The 18,886-nt window shown below is 44.6% G+C and carries 15 protein-coding genes, 2 tRNA genes and 1 pseudogene; 16 read left to right on the top strand and 2 right to left on the bottom strand.

Features of this window, described 5'->3' with window-relative positions; all coding sequences use genetic code 11:
- The first annotated feature begins 44 nt into the window (after window positions 1–44).
- The 12 genes and pseudogenes from LC065_RS04450 (at window position 45) to LC065_RS04395 (ending at window position 12,006) form a co-directional block, all read left to right on the top strand.
- Window positions 45–698 (top strand): 50S ribosomal protein L25/general stress protein Ctc, encoded by a 654-nt coding sequence (locus LC065_RS04450; protein WP_226594947.1) that lies wholly within the window; start codon window positions 45–47, stop codon window positions 696–698.
- Window positions 699–1,003: 305 nt separating this feature from the next.
- Window positions 1,004–1,567 (top strand): aminoacyl-tRNA hydrolase, encoded by a 564-nt coding sequence (pth, locus tag LC065_RS04445; protein WP_226594944.1) that lies wholly within the window; start codon window positions 1,004–1,006, stop codon window positions 1,565–1,567.
- A 76-nt stretch (window positions 1,568–1,643) separates the two neighbouring features.
- Window positions 1,644–1,874: an anti-sigma-F factor Fin gene (locus LC065_RS04440; RefSeq protein ID WP_115824771.1), complete on the top strand. Its 231-nt coding sequence runs from the start codon at window positions 1,644–1,646 to the stop codon at window positions 1,872–1,874.
- Window positions 1,875–1,923: 49 nt separating this feature from the next.
- Window positions 1,924–5,460: a transcription-repair coupling factor gene (mfd, locus tag LC065_RS04435; RefSeq protein WP_226594942.1), complete on the top strand. Its 3,537-nt coding sequence runs from the start codon at window positions 1,924–1,926 to the stop codon at window positions 5,458–5,460.
- Window positions 5,461–6,099: 639 nt separating this feature from the next.
- Complete coding sequence (gene spoVT, locus LC065_RS04430; RefSeq protein ID WP_089654593.1) at window positions 6,100–6,636, top strand: stage V sporulation protein T; 537 nt, start codon at window positions 6,100–6,102, stop codon at window positions 6,634–6,636.
- Between the two features lie 93 nt (window positions 6,637–6,729).
- Window positions 6,730–8,316, top strand: coding sequence for a putative polysaccharide biosynthesis protein (locus LC065_RS04425; protein WP_226594940.1), 1,587 nt, complete (start codon window positions 6,730–6,732; stop codon window positions 8,314–8,316).
- A complete protein-coding gene (gene mazG, locus LC065_RS04420) occupies window positions 8,313–9,779 on the top strand; it encodes a bifunctional methyltransferase/pyrophosphohydrolase YabN (protein WP_226594938.1) in 1,467 nt (488 codons plus the stop codon). The genes LC065_RS04425 and mazG overlap by 4 nt, the downstream gene beginning before the upstream one ends.
- Before the next feature lie 2 nt (window positions 9,780–9,781).
- Window positions 9,782–10,045: an RNA-binding S4 domain-containing protein gene (locus LC065_RS04415; protein ID WP_226594936.1), complete on the top strand. Its 264-nt coding sequence runs from the start codon at window positions 9,782–9,784 to the stop codon at window positions 10,043–10,045.
- 205 nt (window positions 10,046–10,250) lie between these two features.
- A complete protein-coding gene (gene yabP, locus LC065_RS04410) occupies window positions 10,251–10,556 on the top strand; it encodes a sporulation protein YabP (protein ID WP_220586281.1) in 306 nt (101 codons plus the stop codon).
- A complete protein-coding gene (gene yabQ, locus LC065_RS04405) occupies window positions 10,553–11,140 on the top strand; it encodes a spore cortex biosynthesis protein YabQ (RefSeq protein WP_226594934.1) in 588 nt (195 codons plus the stop codon). Before yabP ends, yabQ begins: the two co-directional genes overlap by 4 nt.
- Before the next feature lie 15 nt (window positions 11,141–11,155).
- Window positions 11,156–11,539: an FtsB family cell division protein gene (locus LC065_RS04400; protein WP_226594932.1), complete on the top strand. Its 384-nt coding sequence runs from the start codon at window positions 11,156–11,158 to the stop codon at window positions 11,537–11,539.
- 79 nt (window positions 11,540–11,618) lie between these two features.
- Window positions 11,619–12,006 (top strand): annotated as a pseudogene (locus LC065_RS04395) (S1 domain-containing RNA-binding protein).
- A 728-nt stretch (window positions 12,007–12,734) separates the two neighbouring features.
- On the opposite strand, the gene LC065_RS04390 reads toward LC065_RS04395, so the two are convergent.
- Window positions 12,735–12,806, bottom strand: a tRNA-Glu gene (locus LC065_RS04390).
- 21 nt (window positions 12,807–12,827) lie between these two features.
- Window positions 12,828–12,904: transfer RNA gene (locus LC065_RS04385), tRNA-Met, on the bottom strand.
- A 275-nt stretch (window positions 12,905–13,179) separates the two neighbouring features.
- On the opposite strand from LC065_RS04385, the gene spoIIE reads away from it, so the two are divergent.
- From spoIIE to tilS, 4 genes are all read left to right on the top strand, one after another.
- The gene (gene spoIIE / locus LC065_RS04380; RefSeq protein ID WP_306163773.1) at window positions 13,180–15,627 is read left to right on the top strand and encodes a stage II sporulation protein E; all 2,448 of its coding nucleotides are present in this window, start codon (window positions 13,180–13,182) and stop codon (window positions 15,625–15,627) included.
- 64 nt (window positions 15,628–15,691) lie between these two features.
- Entirely contained in the window at window positions 15,692–16,429 is a 738-nt protein-coding gene (locus tag LC065_RS04375) for a vWA domain-containing protein (RefSeq protein ID WP_226594928.1), read from the top strand.
- Window positions 16,410–17,330, top strand: a complete 921-nt coding sequence (locus LC065_RS04370; RefSeq protein WP_226594926.1) for a protein kinase domain-containing protein — start codon at window positions 16,410–16,412, stop codon at window positions 17,328–17,330. Before LC065_RS04375 ends, LC065_RS04370 begins: the two co-directional genes overlap by 20 nt.
- 156 nt (window positions 17,331–17,486) lie before the next feature.
- The gene (tilS, locus tag LC065_RS04365; protein WP_226594923.1) at window positions 17,487–18,881 is read left to right on the top strand and encodes a tRNA lysidine(34) synthetase TilS; all 1,395 of its coding nucleotides are present in this window, start codon (window positions 17,487–17,489) and stop codon (window positions 18,879–18,881) included.
- The last annotated feature ends 5 nt before the right edge of the window (window positions 18,882–18,886 follow it).

The following is an 18,886-nucleotide window of genomic DNA, read 5'->3' as shown; positions in this document are numbered from 1 at the left end:
GGAAACTGAAATAATGATTGGTAAATTACTGGAGGTTGATTAATTTGGCTATTACATTAAAAGCAAATCAAAGACAAAATCTCAAGCAATCTGTAACCCGTGAACTTCGCCTGGAAGGAAACATTCCTAGTGTCGTATACGGGAAGGATAAAGAACCGATCACGGTTGCTGTTAACAGCATAGAGTTACTTAAAACCGTACGTGATGAAGGTAAGAACGCGATTATCTCTCTTGATATCGATGGAAAAGACACCGTGGATGTCATGCTGCATGAATATCAAGTCGATCCATTGAAAGATGAATTGATCCACGCAGACTTTTATGTTGTAAACATGTCTGAGGAGATGGATGTTGAAGTTCCTGTACACTTAGAAGGTGAAGCGGCAGGAAGTAAAGAGGGCGGCGTTGTTCAGCAGCCACTTTACGATTTGGCTGTCCGCGCGAAACCGCGTGATATTCCTGAGGAAATCGTTGTTGACATTTCAGAACTGAATATCGGTGACAGCATTATGGTTGGTGACTTGAAAGAGTCCAAAAACTATGAGATTACCGAAGACGAAAATACGACGATTGTATCTGTTACTCCTCCGGAAGAGATGCCGGAAGATGAGCCAGATACAGATGCTGATGCTGAACCTGAAGTCATTAATGAGAAATCAGAGGATGCAGAAGAAGATTCCGAAGAAAAAGAAGAGTAATGGGATACACACAAAGGGCGTGGCCAAGAAGGCGCGCCCTTTTTAATCGTTCACCTTTTATATTCTTGGGGGCATAAGTCAATCAATGGTGTTAAAGAAGCTTTATAACCGTTGATGGGCTTATGCTATTGGTATACCCAAATTCACCTTTTCCCGCGGTTTAAGAATCCGGGTTAAGGGGATTGTATAAACACACGACAGATGAGGAACAAGTTTTTGAATGGATGAAACGCATTTTGACATCTTTCCGCGTTTCCTTTTGATATAATGAATCAATAGTATAAAGACAGAAAAGGAAGTTATGTATGAAGTGTATAGTAGGACTTGGAAATCCAGGGAAAAAGTATGAAGACACCCGACATAATATCGGGTTTATGATTATAGATGAATTGGCTTCACGAAATCAGTGGTCTTTGAGTCAGAAAAAATTTAACGGTTTATTCACGATGGAGCGTTTCAACGTGGAGAAAGTGATCCTCTTGAAACCTCAAACATATATGAATTTATCCGGAGAAGCTCTCCGACCGATGATGGACTTTTATGATATCGATATTGAAGATGTATTGGTGGTATATGATGACTTGGATCTGCCGCCAGGGAAGATTCGTTTGCGGAAAAAAGGAGGCCATGGTGGCCATAACGGCATTCGCAATATTATTGATCAGCTGGGAACAAAAGAATTCAAACGGCTGCGTGTCGGTGTAGGTCGTCCGGAAGGTTCAAAAACGGTCATCGATCATGTGTTGGGTGGCTTCTCTAAAGAAGAACAAGGACCAGTGGAAGAAAGTATTGATGCTTCGGTAAAAGCTTGTGAAGCATGGATAGAGCGACCTTTTAACGAAGTCATGAATGATTTTAATGTAAAGTGACGGAATCACTGTGTTCGTATAACAGTCCCGAATGACGGAAAAACTATCTACCATCAACCCTTCGAGGAGGATGGAAATGAAAATACGATATTTTTGCCGTCATTGTGAAAATCAGGTCGGAGAATTAGATGCGAAACATGTGGATGTGTCCCAATTGGGCTTTGATATCTTAAATGATCAGGACCAAGAGCAAATGGTTCATATGACAGCGAGCGGCGATATGGACATCAGGACTATTTGTGACTCGTGCAAAGAATCATTAGACGACAATCCACATTACCATGAGCTAGACTTTTTTATACAGTAAATCTTGATTTCTGTATCGAGCAGAAATCTGGGTGGTGGAGGAATTCGTTATGCAAGGAATTAAGGATTATTTATTTCCGCAGGATGACATTCATTCTGTTGTCGAAGGCTTTAAATCGGGGATGAAGGAACAGATGGTGGCCGGGTTGTCCGGGGCTTCTAGAAGTTTAATGGTTTCCATGCTTCAAGAGTCCTTGGAACGACCGGTTATTATCGTCACTCACCAACTGATTCAAGCGCAACAATTGTATGAGGATATGCAAGAATTGACCGATGCGGATCAAGTTCACCTGTATCCGGTCAATGAACTGATCGCATCAGAAATCGCTGTTGCGAGTCCTGAACTGAGGAGTCAGCGTATCGACGCATTAAGTCAGTGGCTGTCTCAAGAAAGAGGGATTCTGATTGCACCTGTGGCTGCACTCAAACGAATGATGCCACCAAAATCTTACTGGGAGCAAAGTCAGCTCCCTTTTCGTGTTGGGGAAGAAATCAACCTCGACCAATATTTAGAACGCTTAGTGAACATGGGATATGACCGTACAGAGATGGTAGCTACACCAGGGGAATTTTCCCTGCGCGGGGGAATCATGGATGTGTACCCACTGACGGCTGAGTTTCCATTTAGGATTGAGTTGTTTGATACAGAGGTGGATTCGATACGGACGTTTGATTCCGAAACGCAACGCTCTCATGACAAATTGGATGCGGTTCAAATCGGGCCTGCAACAGAACTGTTGCTTAAGGACGAAGATTTTGCGAGAGCCCATGACCGTCTGGAGAACGCCCTGAGTCATTCATTGAAGAAACTGACCAAGCAGGATGCGAAAGAGACACTCGCTCAAGTAGTTGAGCATGATCTGGATCTTTTGAAGGCCAAAGAACATTTCCAGGAAATTTATAAGTACATTGGATATTTCTACGAAGAACCTGTCAGTCTACTAGACTACCTGCCGGAAACGGGCCTCGTCATTCTGGATGAAATGAGCCGGATCCAGGAAACGGCTAACCGTCTCGACCAGGAAGAAGCGGAATGGCACAATAGTATGCTGGAAGCTAACCAAACCGTACGAGAGCTGCATCTTTCTTTCGATTGGCAGGATGCTTGGATGAAGATCGAGCATCCTCGTCTTTACCTGTCTGTTTTTATGAGGCACATCCCCAATACGCAACCACAGAATATTGTGAACATCTCGAGTCGTCAGATGCAGCAATTCCATGGACAGATGAATTTATTGAAAACTGAAATGGATCGCTGGGAAAAGCAGGATTTCTCTGTCGTAATCCTTGCCCCCGATGAAAATAGGAAGTCCAAGATTGAAGGTGTGCTTCGGGATTATGATATGGAAGCGGTTATTGCAGAAGGGGACGTCCAGCTTCCTTTGGTAAAACCGACGATTATCACAGGCAATATCAGTCATGGATTCGAATGGCCGATGCATAAGCTTGCAGTCATGACCGAAAATGAACTGTTCAAGAAACGAACCGCCAAACCGAAGCGCAAGCAAAAAATGTCGAACGCTGAGCGGATTAAAAACTATCAGGAATTGAAGGTCGGCGATTACGTCGTCCATGCCAGCCATGGAATCGGGAAATACCTAGGAATTGAAACGTTGAAAATGGCTGGAAACCATAAAGATTTTCTGATGGTCAATTACTCTGGAAATGACAAGTTGTATGTGCCCATCGACCAAATTGATTTGATCCAAAAATATGTGGGTTCAGAGGGAAAAGAGCCGAAAGTTTATAAGCTTGGCGGCAGTGAGTGGAAAAAAGTGAAGAGTCGTGTCCAATCCTCGGTGGAAGATATTGCTGATGATTTGATCCAACTCTATGCTGAACGTGAAGCTTCCAAAGGATATGCCTTCAGTGAAGATGGAGAAATGCAAAAAGACTTTGAAGCTGCTTTCCCATACGAAGAAACGGAAGATCAAATCCGTTGTATCGAAGAAATCAAATCCGATATGGAACGTGTACGTCCGATGGATCGTCTGCTATGCGGAGACGTTGGTTATGGAAAGACAGAAGTCGCGATTCGTGCAGCTTTCAAAGCGATTGTCGATGGGAAGCAGGTGGCTTTGCTTGTTCCTACAACGATTCTTGCCCAGCAGCATTATGAGACGCTTCAAGAACGCTTCCAAGGCTTTGGGATTAACATTGGCCTTATGAGCCGCTTCCGTACGAAAAAGCAGCAAAAGGAAACGACCGATCGTCTTAGGAAGGGTCTCGTCGATGTGGTCGTAGGAACACACCGGATTTTATCTAAAGATATGCAGTTCAAGGATTTAGGGTTGTTGATTGTCGATGAAGAACAACGTTTCGGAGTTAAACACAAAGAGAAAATCAAGCAGTTGAAAAACAATGTGGATGTCCTGACGTTGACCGCGACTCCAATCCCGAGAACCCTGCACATGTCCATGCTTGGGGTCAGAGACTTATCTGTCATCGAAACACCACCTGCCAACCGTTTTCCTATCCAGACGTATGTGCTTGAATACAATCCGATTTTCCTTAGGGAAGCGGTGGAACGGGAGATGGCTCGGGGCGGACAGGTATTTTTCCTTTTCAACCGGGTAGAAAACATCGAACGGATGGCTCAGCAAATTGCCGAACTTGTCCCTGAGGCGAGAGTAACCTTTGCCCATGGTCAGATGAATGAGACGGAGCTTGAGAATGTCATGTTCTCTTTCCTTGAAGGTGAATTTGACGTGCTCGTCAGTACGACAATCATTGAAACGGGTGTCGATATTCCAAACGTGAACACCCTGATTGTTTATGATGCCGATCGTATGGGATTAAGTCAGTTGTATCAACTGCGTGGCCGTGTGGGGAGGTCGAACCGGGTAGCCTACGCGTACTTCACCTATCAAAAAGACAAAGTGCTGACAGAAGTTGCGGAGAAACGTTTGCAGGCGATTAAGGAATTCACGGAGCTCGGATCCGGTTTTAAAATCGCCATGCGTGATTTGTCCATCCGTGGAGCAGGGAACCTTTTAGGAGCTCAGCAGCACGGATACATTGATTCTGTCGGATTCGATATGTATTCTCAGATGCTGAAAGATGCCATAGAAGCGAAAAGGCAAGGGAAAGAACCGGAAAGTGTCCAGCCATTCCAACCGGAGCTTGATATGATGCTGGATGCTTATATTCCAGATGAATACATCGCCGATGAAAAACAGAAAATCGACATGTACAAATTGTTCCAAGCGATTGAAACGGTCGAGGATATCCATGACTTGCGAGATGAATTGATCGACCGGTTCGGGGATTACCCGCAAGAGGTGGATAACTTGTTCCGGGTTTCTTCTATTCGACTTCAAGCAAAACGTTCACGGATTGAGAGCGTGACAGAGAAGAAAAAGAAAATCGAAATGCTGATGGAAGCCGAGCAAAGTCAGCAGATCGATGGAACCAAGCTGTTCGAATTTGCGAATCAATACGGTCGTATGGTCCAACTTGGGACGGAGGACTCCCGATTGAAGGTCACCTTCACATGGGACCGTAAGACGGAATTCAAACGATATGAGCTTGTTGAAGAGTTTATCAGCAAACTTCCTGAGATGATGCGGGAAGTATCGACCGCTTGATCTTACCTCATCCCCTTGATAGGGATGAGGTTTTTCTTATCCATTCAGGCCGACTCCACATCCGGTGAAATCCAGTTCCGGTGCCTAGCTTCTCGAGGCCCCACAGGAAGTGGGGTCGTTCGACGTTGCAACAGGACGTTGCGTTCTTAGTCGAACATCTCCCCTCATCTTTGTGAGGAAAAGCGCCTCACAAAAGCTGCTCTGCTTATGCTTGTCGAAGCTGCCCAAGGCACCTCCACATTCTAAGTTGTCCAGTTCCGGCTCCCAGACACTCGAGACATAAGTCAAGCCACTCCATGGAGAAAGACCGCTCCATTGCGTGGCTTGTCTTATGCTTGTCGTGTCTAATCAGTCGCCTCCACATCCGGTGAAGTCCAGTTCCGGTTCCTAGCTTCTCGAGGTCATAGCAAATCATCTTTGTGAGGAAAAGCGCCTCACAAAAGCTGCTCTGCTTATGCTTGTCGAAGCTACCCAAGGCACCTCCACATTCTAAGTTTACATTTTTTATGAAAAAATCCATCCAAAGGGTGTATAGGTTTTTATTGCTGTATCATACTATCTTTAATCACCCGCTTGTTCTGCTTGCGCTTCAACAGGTATAGATAGGCAGTCATCACAGAAAAGGAGGCAGCATAAAGAATGAAAGCAACTGGTATTGTACGCCGTATTGATGATTTAGGACGTGTTGTTATCCCGAAAGAGATCCGCCGTACGCTGAGGATCCGTGAAGGTGATCCATTAGAGATTTTTGTAGACCGTGAGGGTGAAGTCATACTTAAAAAGTATTCACCTATCAGCGAGTTGGGTGATTTTGCAAAAGAATACGCAGAAGCGCTCAGTGAGTCTTTAGAAGCTCCTGTGTTGATTTGCGATCGTGATGAATATATAGCGGTGGCGGGAAGTGCGAAAAAGGATTATATGAACCGATCGATTGGGTCTAAGATTGAGGAAGTCATGGATTCTAGAACAATGTCTTTTGAGAAGCATCCGGAGCCGGTTGAATTGACTCGGGGGCAGGAAGAAGATGTGATCTCATATCTTATTTATCCTATCATTGCGCAAGGTGACCCCATCGGCTGCGTCGTCGCCTTCAACAAAGAAGGCTCTCCATTAGAAGACGGGGTCAGTAAAGCTGTGCAGACAGCCGCTAGTTTTTTAGCCAAACAAATGGAGTAGCAAGTATGGTCAGATCCGAGCGGGTACGGGGTCTGACCTTTTCTTATGATATAATGAATGTTCTGAATACATATAAATTAGAAAGGGTCCAAAATGACCAAATTACGCTCACGCTCTGTTTTACAAGGGGCATTCATTCTAACCCTAGCCGGATTAATCAGTAAGGTCATCAGTGCGGGCTATCGAGTCCCGCTTCAGAACTTAACCGGAGATCTTGGCTTTTATGTCTATCAACAAGTGTATCCCATTCTCGGTATCGCTCTTATCCTTGCCTTGTACGGGTTCCCAGCAGCTATTTCAAAACTCGTTTCAGACATAGGTGATGAATCCTCCCCTTTATCCATTCCGTCGTTTTACCTACCTGTCTTCTGGTGGGTGATGATGGCATCTGGACTGATTTTTGTTGCTGGATTTCTATCTTCTCCGTGGATTGCTTCTGTCATGGGAGATGAAAAATTAACAACTTCTTTAAAAGCGGCATTTACTGTTTTTCTCCTTGTTCCGTTTGTTTCGGTCGTTCGAGGTGCGTTTCAAGGACAAAATGAGATGGGTCCTACAGCTGTATCTCAAATTATCGAACAAGTTTTCAGAGTCGGAATCATTATTGGTTCTGCTGTTTTAGTCATGCGGGGAACGGACGTTTATGCAATAGGATTAGGAGCATCACTTGGGTCAATGGCAGGTGCAGTCGCTGCGTTTTCCGTACTTTTTTATTGGTTGATGAGAAAGAGGGACATGTGGACATGGCGAAGGTGGGACAAACAGGTTTCGTATAAACGGACAATTTTTCTGCACGGTCTCCTTATATGTTTAAACTACATGCTGCTTTTGTCCCTGCAGCTCGTTGATGCATTGACCTTGGTCCCAAATCTACAAAAAGCAGGGATGGCGCTTGAAGATGCGCGTATGTGGAAAGGGGTATTCGACAGAGGGCAGCCACTCATTCAATTAGGGACAGTTCTTGCTTCTTCGCTCGCTCTTGCTCTGATCCCTTCTGTCACCAGGTCAAGAATGAATCAAAATCCTGGAAAAGTAAAAAAATCGGTGGTCAGCGCTGTCAAAATGACCGTATTCCTTTGTGTTGGGGCAACGGCGGGCCTGATTTTCTTGTTTCCTGCCATTAATCAGTCCTTTTTCCAGGACAATCAAGGAACGAGTGCTTTAAGAATCTTGATGCTCGTCATTTTCGGAAGTTCTCTCTCTATTACGTTTTCTTCCATATTGCAGGGGCTTGGTTATATGAAACAAACAGCTATGATGATTGCCGGAGGGCTGATTATGAAATGGACTGGAAATATGCTCTTCATTCCTTTTTGGGGTTTAAAAGGAGCTGCAATTGCCTCGGTGATGGCTGTCGCTTTTGTTTTAATCGGAAATATCGTAACCTTAAGACATGAAGTTCCATGGGGAAAATGGATCAGGCTCCCTTGGAAGGGGATCCTAATTTCTCTTGTAGGAATGATGTTCGGACTATGGCTGGCTAAAATGCTTGCCTTCCTGGTTTTTGACTTAGATGCAAGATTGCCTTTATTCCTGTACACGTTGTTTGTCACAGGATTTGGTGCCTTGATTTATGCTGGCCTTCTTCTCAGAACGGGCAGCTTCACAAATGAAGAATTAGATGTCATACCTTTTCGTAAGGTCGTATGGAAACTTTCGCCGAAAGGAATGAACCAATGAACACCATAACAATCATCGGGCTTGGGGCTGCGGATTTAGAGCAGCTTCCGCTCGGGGTCTACCGTGAATTGACACAGAATCAATCCCACCTCTATGCGCGGACCCTCGACCACCCAGTCATCCAAGCGTTGCAAAAAGAAGGAATCCCATTTGAAAGTTTTGATTCTGTATATGAATCCCATGATCAATTCGGAGATGTGTACACAGAAATCGTCTCCCGTCTCCTTGCCTATTCCGATGGACAGGACGTAACCTATGTCGTCCCTGGACATCCTATGCTTGCTGAACAAACGGTTCAATTACTGATTCAGGCACGGGACAGAGGGGAGGTATCTCTCCATATTAAAGGCGGCCAAAGCTTTCTTGATGCCACGTTCACAGCGCTTGAAATTGACCCGATTGAAGGGTTTCAGTTTGCAGACGCTACAGATTTGAAGCGGGAGGAGCTTCAGTTTTTAAATCATTTGATCCTATGTCAGGTTTACGATTCTTTAATCGCATCAGAAGTCAAATTGACATTGCTTGAAGATTTACCGGCAGATTATCCGGTAACCATAGTCACAGCTGCAGGGAGTGAACACGAAGAGATTGTGACAGTCCCTCTGGAAGAGCTGGACCGACGCGTGGAAGTGAATAATCTAACCAGTGTTTATATCCCCCCTGTAAAAAAAGAGTCTCTCAATCATAAATTTTTCCGCCTGAGAGAAGTGATCAAGATTCTGAGAAGTCCGGAAGGGTGTCCATGGGATCGCAAACAGACGCACGAATCTCTAAGGAAATATATGATTGAAGAAGCCTATGAGTTTATCGATGCCGTTAACCGCATGGATGATGACCATATGGTTGAAGAGCTTGGGGATGTGCTGCTTCAAGTCATGCTGCACAGCCAAATCGGGGAAGATGAAGGATATTTTACAATCGACGACGTAATAGTATCCATAACGGAAAAAATGATCCGCAGGCATCCTCATGTTTTCGGTGAAATCACAGTGGATTCCTCTGATGAAGTGATCACTAACTGGGAGGCCATCAAAGCAGTGGAAAAAGGAGAACAGCCGGATTCCATTCTTGACTCCGTTCCCGAGAGTTTTCCCGCCTTGCTTCAAGCGGATGAATTGCAGAAGAAAGCAGCTAAAGTAGGATTTGATTGGGATACTGTTGCTCCTGTCATTGAAAAAGTGGAAGAAGAGTGGCAGGAATTCAAGGAAGCGCGTGACCTCGGAGACCGTGAAGAGATGGAAAAGGAATTCGGAGACTGGCTGTTCGCAATCGTTAATCTTGCCAGACACTACAAGATCAGTAGTGAAAATGCACTGCAGCGGACGAACCGTAAATTCAGAACCCGTCTTTCATCCATGGAAAAGGAAGCACATGCAGAAGGACAGCAATTAAAAGATTATGATTTACATTCATTAGAGAAATTATGGGTAAAAGCGAAAGAAAAACATAAAGGAGCGGAATAAACATGCGTTTGGATAAATTCTTGAAAATCTCCCGTTTGATCAAAAGACGTACGCTTGCGAAAGAAGTGGCTGATCAAGGGCGTATCAGCATCAATGGCGCTCAAAGTAAAGCGGCAAGTAACGTAGCGGTGGGGGACGAACTGACCATTCAATTTGGCCAGAAAGTGCTGACGATTGAAGTGAAATCATTAAAAGAGAATGTCACAAAAAATGAAGCTACGACTCTTTATGAAATTAAAAAAGAAGAACCTGTCAATCAACCCTGACAAAAACCACTGCCAGTTTCGGCAGTGGTTTTTTGCTTATGTGTATTCTTTTTTTATCTGGGATAACTCTCATTGGTGCTTGGATCATAATACAACTGATCGTCTTGATTATTCTATCGGGGCTGCCCAAGGCGCTTCCGCATTCTAAAGTTCTAATCTCCTCTTTTTTCTCATAGCTTGTACTAGAGAAGGGGGCTGTGAAGAAATGGAAGGTTATGAAAAGAATCAAGGGATACGCAGTCAGCAACCGGTAGAGCATAATGTGAAAGTATGGAATAGAAGAAATATAGAAATTTCAGGTGTGAAAGAGGTGGATAGCTTCGATAGTGAAGAATTCCTTCTTCAGACATCGATGGGGTATCTTGTTGTCCGTGGGCAAAACCTTCAAATGAAAAACCTCGACCTGGATTCTGGAGTCGTGGCAATCAAAGGGAAAATGTATGAAATGACCTACTTGGACGAGCATCAAGGGGAGAAAGCTAAAGGCCTGTTTAGCAAGCTGTTCAAATGACCCTCACCACTCAATTCATAACCATTGTTGCCATGATTGGGGGAGGGATGTTTGTCGGCGCTTCATTGGATACGTTTGAGCGCTTTTTCGGAAAAAGAAAGAGGGGATGGCTTGAAATCATTTATCAGCTGAGCTTTTGGCTCTTTCAAGCCTCTTTTCTTTTTTATTTATTGTATCTTGCCAACTATGGAGAATTGCGGGTTTATGTTTTCGTGGCCATCGTTTGTGGATTTGCCGCGTATCGTGCATTGTTTCAGAAACTTTACTTAAAAACACTTGAAATGTGGATCAGGGTCAGCCTGGCTGTTTTCCGCTTCTTAAAGAAGACCGTGTATTATTTAATTTTCATCCCCTCGAAATCCATCATTTTCCTTATAATTTCTTTACTTCTTGGCGTTTATAAGATACTTTTAAAGGGTACCATTATATTGTTTCTTGTCGTATTTTATCCGATCCGGCTAATTTTTCGAATCATTTGGCGACTCTTGCCGAAAAACATGAAAAAATACTTAAGGGATTTAGCAGGGTTTCTGGATAAAATGAAGAATACAATGAACAATTGGATGAAACGAATCAAGAAGTAAAGGAGGCCTACTTTCATGGCAAAGAGACAAAAGGAGTCTGTGGCACGTTTGGATTCTACATACATGAAGCACTACGATGCCTATATGGACAGACACCAACGTAAGAAAAAGCGATTAGTCCGCCGTCTCGTTATGTTTGCCCTGTTAGTGTCGATCGTTGCTGGCTCCATGGTGTTTTATTCTATGAAACAACAGTCTTTGTATGCAGATAAGCAGGAGAAATATGAACAGCTGCAGCAAGAGATGACCGCTTTGAAAAAAGAGGAAAAAGGTTTAGAGCAGGAAATTGAACTTCTTAAGGATGAAGAGTATGTGCTCCAGATTGCGCGGACGAACTATTTCTTCTCAAAAGAAGGAGAAATTATATTTAAAATGCCTAATGAGGACCCGTCATATTGACACTCTTTTCAAAGCTTATATATAATATATAAGAAGGATAATTTTTTTATCGAAAACTTAAGGAGGAGCATTTTTTTTTATGTCAATTGAAGTAGGCAGCAAGCTGCAGGGTAAGGTAACGGGTATCACTAATTTCGGAGCGTTCGTCGAGCTTCCAGATGGTAAGACGGGTCTAGTTCACATTAGTGAAGTTGCCGATAACTACGTAAAAGATATTAATGAGCATTTAAGCCAGGGAGACCAGGTGGATGTGAAAGTCATTAATGTCGGAGATGATGGGAAGATTGGTCTTTCCATTAAGAAAGCAAAAAGAGAACTACGGTCGTCGCCCACAGAAACCTCGTAAGCCGGCTGAATCATTCGAACAGAAAATGAACCGTTTTATAAAGGATAGTGACGAGCGTCTAGCATCACTGAAGAAGCACACGGAATCCAAACGTGGAGGTCGAGGTGCTAAAAGAGGATAGCTTGCTGTCTAGGACAATGAGTAAAAGGTGCACGTCTTCATAATAAAAAGCAGATCCATTACGGATCTGCTTTTTTGTATGCACTCATTTCTTCCACTAAAGCTCCCGATTGTGGAAGACTCCGTTTTTAGGGTTCGTTTGCCTTGTTGGCAGTCAGGGGTGGTTGGGAAGCCGCTCGCTTTCCTGCGGGGATGACGGAGAGCCTCCTCGAGCTCCGCTCTGTGGGGTCTCTTCAGCCAATCCATTACCGCGGGAGACTCCCAGCTTCCCAACCGCCCCATTAGTTGAATGTGAGAAACGAACCCCTTTACCAAGCTTGAGTGTCTTCCACTACCTGACTGTTAGAAGCTAGAAGCATAGAATGCTCGGTATCAAACTTTCAAGATTCATGAAACCGGGCGTGGGAGATTTAACCTTAGATTCCTATTAAGCTGAATAACTGCATATTCTAGAAGTGGTTTCGAGACGCTTATACGACCAAGTGGCGGAGGGAAAGGGTGAGACTCCTATGGGACGTGTGGGACAGGTGAGACCCCGGAAGGCGAAGCCTGAGGAGGCTCATCGCCCGCCCCATGGAAAGCGAACTGTTTCCCGGAGCCACTAAACGCAAACGAACATCTCGAAACTTTTTTTCCGCCATCTTGCCATATGTTAATAAGTATAAATAAAGAAAAAAGTCGCGTCTCTGTATTAGAGACGCGACTTTTTTAGGACAAGAATGTTTCTGATGACCCGTACGGGATTCGAACCCGTGTTACCGCCGTGAAAGGGCGGTGTCTTAACCACTTGACCAACGGGCCAGTATGTATGAAAAAAAATATTGGTAGCGGCGGAGGGGATCGAACCCCCGACCTCACGGGTATGAACCGTACGCTCTAGCCAGCTGAGCTACACCGCCATTTTGTTGAATGCTCTCTCGGAAGCACAAAAAATATATTACACCATGATAAATAAAGTGTCAACAAGATAAAAATATCAGATAACTCTGTCTATTTCGCTAGGGAATGAGGAAGATTTTTGGAAAGCAGAGGGGTGCGCGTGGGGAGAATTTGTAGAAACGACCTTTCTTCTTGTGAAAACCATCGAAGTTTTTGTTTCTGCTCTCCTGTTGTTTTGACAAAATGCTTGTTCTGGGTGTGGTTTAATAGGTTTCACAAAGAAGGAGTGATAAAAATGTTAGGAACTGTATCAAAACGAGAAAGTCGTCAATCAACCGTCCGAGGATCCGGGATCGTGAGAGGGTTACAAAAGGCTTCATTCGGTACGTTTTCCTTTATGGCAAACAAAGGGGTCTTCCACATGGTGCTGGCGTTATTACTAGGACGAGCCATTATTCTATCGTCCATGGCCCCTTTTGGCGTAGCATTTTTAGCGGTGATCTGGTGGTTAAAGCGTCCGCTTGTCATACCCGTCACAATTATGATGGCCGCCGGGGCTTCTACATACAGCTACGGTCACGCGGGTTTTATTGTAGGGGCGTCGACGACTTTTTTGCTCTTAAGTCTGGCATTGCGCAAAACAAGTCACCCCCAGAAATGGCTGCCGATGATCGCATTGATGGCAAGCTTGATTCCGAGAACGGTGAGTCTCGCTCTGCTGGATCGTTGGCAGCTTTACGAACTTACTTTGATGGTGGCAGAAGGAGTACTAGCTTTTATCCTTGTACTCATCTTTATGCAAAGCATTCCGCTTTTAACACCACAAAGGTATCAACCGTCGTTAACAAATGAAGAGATTGTTTGTTTAATCATCTTATTGGCCTCTGTGTTAACAGGGATGATCGGCTGGCAGGTACAGGGCGTTGCCGTCGTCGATATATTTGCTCGCTACTTAGTTATTTTGATGGCCTATATTGCCGGAGCGGCGATTGGGTCAACGGTCGGTGTAGTGACCGGACTGGTTTTAAGCTTATCCAATATGGATCACATATATCAAATGAGCCTGCTCGCTTTTTCAGGCTTATTAGGGGGGTTATTAAAAGAAGGGAAAAAAGCCGGGGTGAGCGCTGGACTCATCGTCGGTACTTTACTGATCGGTTTCTATGTGAGTAATGGAGCTGATCTTCCATCTTCGCTATGGGCCTCAGCCTGGGCAGTGGCTTTATTTATACTGACTCCAAATTACTGGGTCAAACAATTATCCAGATACGTTCCGGGGACGGATGAACACCATTCGGAACAGCAAAAATACTTACAAAAAGTGCGAGACGTCACGGCTGTCAGGGTCGGGAAGTTTTCGGACGTTTTTCAGGCTTTATCGAAAAGTTTCACTCATTTAGAGTCTCCAAAGGAGGATAGCGGGGACACAGAGGAAGTGGACTATTTTTTAAGTCATGTCACGGAAAAAACCTGCCAATCATGTTTTAAGAAAGAAAAATGTTGGGTCAATCAATTTGACGACACCCATAACTTAATGACCGATCTTATGCATGAGTTGGACGAAAGAGGGGAGCCCAGCCGTGTCATGCGAAAGAACGTCGATCAGCATTGCGTCAAACCGCAAAAGTTGATTGATACGATGAATCATGAACTGTCTTTTTATCATGCCAACAAAGAATTGAAGCGTCAGGTGCAAGAAAGCCGGAAGTTTGTAGCTGAACAGCTCCGGGGCGTCTCTGATGTCATGAACAATTTTGCAAAAGAAATTGTCAAAGAGCGGGAGCATCATGAACATAAAGAACAGGTGATCTACCATGCACTTGAACGAATGGGGATGGTGATTCAAAAATTAGAAATCTATTCCTTGGATGCAGGGAACATGGATCTCGAATTAATTGTAGAGATTGATAATTATAGAGGGGAAGGAGCGAAAATCATAGCACCAGTCCTTTCGGATATTCTTGGAGAAACCATTGTCGTCACAATGGAAGAAATCTCTCCATATCCACACGGAAGGTGTTATTTATCATTTGGATCAGCGAAACATTATTCAATTGAATCAGGAGTGGCGCATGCAGCTAAGGGGGGAGGGTTCGTTTCAGGGGACAGCTTTACAATGATGGAGCTTGGAAGGGGGAAATATGCATTAGCAATCAGTGATGGAATGGGTAACGGGGAACGTGCTCATGAGGAAAGTATGGAAACGCTGAGGCTATTGAAACAGATTCTACAATCAGGCATCCAGGAGTCTGTAGCCATTCAGTCGATCAATTCCATATTGTCTTTACGGACAAATGATGAAATTTTTTCAACGTTGGACTTAGCGGTGATTGACCTGCACCAGGCGACGTCCAAGTTCATTAAGGTCGGCAGTACGCCGAGCTATATAAAACGAGGAGATAAAATTTTCACCGTCGAGGCCGGAAACCTGCCAATGGGAATCATCCCGGATGTCGACGTGGATATGAGGAGTGAACAGTTGAAGGCAGGAGATTTCCTGATCATGATGAGTGACGGAATTTTAGAAGGTCCGAAACAAATCGGTAATGTGGACATGTGGCTCAAGCGGAAGATCAGGGAAATATCCGATGAAGATCCGCAAGCGATGGCTGATCTTTTACTAGAAGAGGTGATACGTACACAATCTGGATCGATCGTGGATGATATGACGATTATCGTAGCGCGGATCGACCGTTATATGCCGGAGTGGAAGTCGATTCCTTCGGTGAAAAAAGAGGCCTGATTTTAGTATAGAATTCCTCCTTTTCGGCGATGATGGAAGCAACGAATCAGGAGGGATATGCACAATGAAACCAGGCCGATTAAAGCAGATTCTTTTATTGACGGATGGATGCTCGAACCATGGAGAAGACCCTGTCGTCGTCGCAGCGCTTGCGAGGAACCAGGGAATAACGGTCAATGTGATTGGCGTTCTTGACGACCGGCAAAATGGCAGGCCACAAGGGCTTGAAGAAGTAGAATCGATTGCCGAAGCAGGTGGAGGCGTCAGTCAAATTGTATATCAGAAAAGTTTGTCCCAAACCGTGCAAATGGTGACGAGACAAGCCATGACCCAAACGATTCAAGGGGTTGTTAATAAAGAATTACAAGAGATCCTCGGTAAAAAACAAACCATCGAAGAACTTCCCCCGGAGCAGCGGGGAGAAGTGGTGGAGGTGGTGGATGAACTCGGAGAGAGCTGCGACCTTGAGGTGCTTGTGCTGGTGGATACAAGTGCAAGTATGCACCATAAGCTGCCGACTGTGAAGGATGCTCTTTTCGATTTATCCCTTAGTTTGAATGCGAGATCAGGATCAAACCAATTCAGTGTGTATGCTTTTCCGGATCCGAAAAAAACCATTACAAAAATGGTGGGATGGACACCGGAATTGGGTGAAATACATGGGATCTTCTCCAAGTTGAATAGTGGAGGATACACGCCGACAGGGCCTGCCTTAAAAGAGGCGCTTTATGCGTTTGCAGGGAAACCTCTCGATGAGCGGTTGAGAAATGAGGAAGATCCATATGAAGAAACAGGTTTTTGACTTATCCCCTGGTAGTCGAGTAACCGGTAAATGGAGCGGTCGTACTTATACCATCATCAAAAATGTGGGTGCTGGAGCCTGCGGAACTGTTTTTTTATGTCGTTCCCATCAAGGGGATACGTATGCCCTTAAGATTGGCGAAGATAGTTCCCGAATGATGTTGGAAGTGAATATGCTCAAAAAATTCAGTAAGGTCCAAGGGGTGAAACTTGGGCCTTCTTTTGTTGATGTGGATGACTGGGTGGATCGGTCGGGGCGTACGTTCCCTTTTTATGTAATGGAATACGTCGAAGGACAACCGGTCACAGAATTTTTGAAAGGGAAGACGAAGGACTGGATCGGCATTCTGGCTATTCAATTACTCGCGGACCTTGAAAACCTTCACAAAGCGGGGTATGTATTTGGTGATTTGAAGACGGACAATTTGTTAGTTTCCGGTTCAAAAGTCCGTTGGATCGATGTGGGGGGAGTGACGGCTATAGGGCGAGCTATTAAAGAATACACGGAATTTTATGATCGGGGCTATTGGAACATGGGCTCCCGAAAAGCAGAAACTACTTATGATTTGTTTGCCGTTACGATGATCATGATGGAAATGGGCCACCCGGCAAGGTTTGAAAAAGGGAGCCATCCACAAAAGACGCTGGAAAATAAACTGGCTTCATCTCCTGTTCTGAAACCCTATAAACGGGTAATTCAACAATGTTGGAAAGGGAACATACAAAGTGCGACACAAATGAAAGACCACCTTTCCAGCGTGCTGATGAAACGCGACACCCGTCCTGATTCACCCCGTAAGAGGCGCGTGCAGAACAAAAAAGCTGAGAATGTCGAACTTGCTGCTTTAACGGTCGCAACTGGTGTGTTTTTTGCGGTCTCGGTTGTGAGTTTCTTTTTCTAATGAAATCACCTTGTTAAGATGAGGATAAGTGGATCGGAGAGAGGAAGTCCTCTCCTTTTCAAAAATAACTGGGAAATAGATGCTTATCTTTTGAAGTGCTTACGAATAGTGATACGATAGGAAGAGATATACAGACAGAGACAGGGGGAAAACCTGATGGATCATGCTGTTCATACCTTCATTTCGAAACACCAAATGATCCAGCCGCATCAGACCCTATTGGTGGCTGTGTCCGGGGGGCCGGATTCGGTCGCTCTTTTGCATGTTCTGTGTGCTATGAAACAAAAGCTTTCTCTTCGTTTGATTGTCCTTTCTGTCGATCATCAATTGAGAGGAGAGGAATCTCAAGCAGACCTTCGTTTTGTTGAGAACATGTGCGAAGAATGGGGCGTCGAATTTGTTGGAACTACTGTGGATGTCCCTTCGTATAAGAAAGATACCGGTAAAGGCACGCAGGAAGCTGCGAGGGAATTGAGGTACGCGTTCTTTGAAAAGATGATGTATGCCTATGAAGCGGATGCACTTGTTATGGGGCATCACGGTGACGATCAGGCAGAAACGATACTGATGCAGCTTATGCGCAGTGCACGACCGGAAGCGGTTCAGGGCATGCCTGCTACAAGGCCTTTCGCTTGTGGTAAGATCATTCGCCCGCTCCTTACGGCTTCCAAAGATCAAATCGCTTCTTATCTGAAAGATCAATCCTTAGAGGTGAGGATGGATCCGTCCAATGAGGAAACCGAGTACACACGTAATGCGATCAGGCAGCACCTCATGCCTTTTATAAAAGAAAGCAACCCCCAATTTCATAAGCATATGCAGGTGTGGAGCGAGAGAGCGAGAGAAGAAAGATCATACATAAATGAGCAGGCCCAAAAAGTCTTGGAAACTGTCCATTTTTCTTCAAATGTTGAGAAATTCGTACAATTATCAAAACAAACTTTCAAAACATTCCCGCTTGCTTTACAAAGGACAGCCTTTCATCTAATATTGAACTATCTGTATGTGAACCAAAACGAAGACATTTCTTACTTGCATGAAGAAATGTTCATGAACCTTTTAAATGATGAAAAACCGAATGCTTCCCTGGACTTTCCGGAAGGGTTAAAGATCATCCGTGCCTATGATGACATCACTTTTTCTTTTTCAAAAGAAGAAGAATGGAAGGGGTACTCCTACACACTCGACATGGGGGAGGAGCTTCACCTTCCTGATGGAGCACAAATCAGGGCGGATTGGTTCAGCGGAGACGGTACAGAGGATGCTCATACGTATCTATGTGATTCGCATCACGTAAAACTCCCACTTGTCGTTCGTACGAGGCGGGAGGGAGATCGTATGCATCTGAGAGGGATGAACGGCTCGAAAAAAGTAAAAGATATTTTTATCGACCAAAAGATCCCGGCCCGTCTGCGCCCTACCTGGCCGATCGTTACAGATCAAGCAGGGAAGATCCTTTGGGTGGTTGGTTTGAAAAAAGGCGGGGAGCGTACTAGCCTTTCATCAGGTTCATGGCTTCGGTTACATTATAAAAACAAAGCAGACACGTAGGAGGA

The sequence above is a fragment of the Halobacillus litoralis genome, from assembly GCF_020524085.2.
Lineage (GTDB): Bacteria > Bacillota > Bacilli > Bacillales > Halobacillaceae > Halobacillus > Halobacillus litoralis_E.
This window is presented reverse-complemented; position numbering and strand designations above follow the sequence as displayed.

Coding starts and splice junctions, on each gene's coding strand:
- mazG (WP_226594938.1), top strand. CDS start 8,313: ATGAACACCATAACAATCATCGGGCTTGGGGCTGCGGATTTAGAGCAG.
- spoVT (WP_089654593.1), top strand. CDS start 6,100: ATGAAAGCAACTGGTATTGTACGCCGTATTGATGATTTAGGACGTGTT.
- LC065_RS04425 (WP_226594940.1), top strand. CDS start 6,730: ATGACCAAATTACGCTCACGCTCTGTTTTACAAGGGGCATTCATTCTA.
- pth (WP_226594944.1), top strand. CDS start 1,004: ATGAAGTGTATAGTAGGACTTGGAAATCCAGGGAAAAAGTATGAAGAC.
- LC065_RS04440 (WP_115824771.1), top strand. CDS start 1,644: ATGAAAATACGATATTTTTGCCGTCATTGTGAAAATCAGGTCGGAGAA.
- LC065_RS04400 (WP_226594932.1), top strand. CDS start 11,156: ATGGCAAAGAGACAAAAGGAGTCTGTGGCACGTTTGGATTCTACATAC.
- LC065_RS04375 (WP_226594928.1), top strand. CDS start 15,692: ATGAAACCAGGCCGATTAAAGCAGATTCTTTTATTGACGGATGGATGC.
- spoIIE (WP_306163773.1), top strand. CDS start 13,180: ATGTTAGGAACTGTATCAAAACGAGAAAGTCGTCAATCAACCGTCCGA.
- LC065_RS04370 (WP_226594926.1), top strand. CDS start 16,410: ATGAAGAAACAGGTTTTTGACTTATCCCCTGGTAGTCGAGTAACCGGT.
- tilS (WP_226594923.1), top strand. CDS start 17,487: ATGGATCATGCTGTTCATACCTTCATTTCGAAACACCAAATGATCCAG.
- LC065_RS04415 (WP_226594936.1), top strand. CDS start 9,782: ATGCGTTTGGATAAATTCTTGAAAATCTCCCGTTTGATCAAAAGACGT.
- mfd (WP_226594942.1), top strand. CDS start 1,924: ATGCAAGGAATTAAGGATTATTTATTTCCGCAGGATGACATTCATTCT.
- yabP (WP_220586281.1), top strand. CDS start 10,251: ATGGAAGGTTATGAAAAGAATCAAGGGATACGCAGTCAGCAACCGGTA.
- yabQ (WP_226594934.1), top strand. CDS start 10,553: ATGACCCTCACCACTCAATTCATAACCATTGTTGCCATGATTGGGGGA.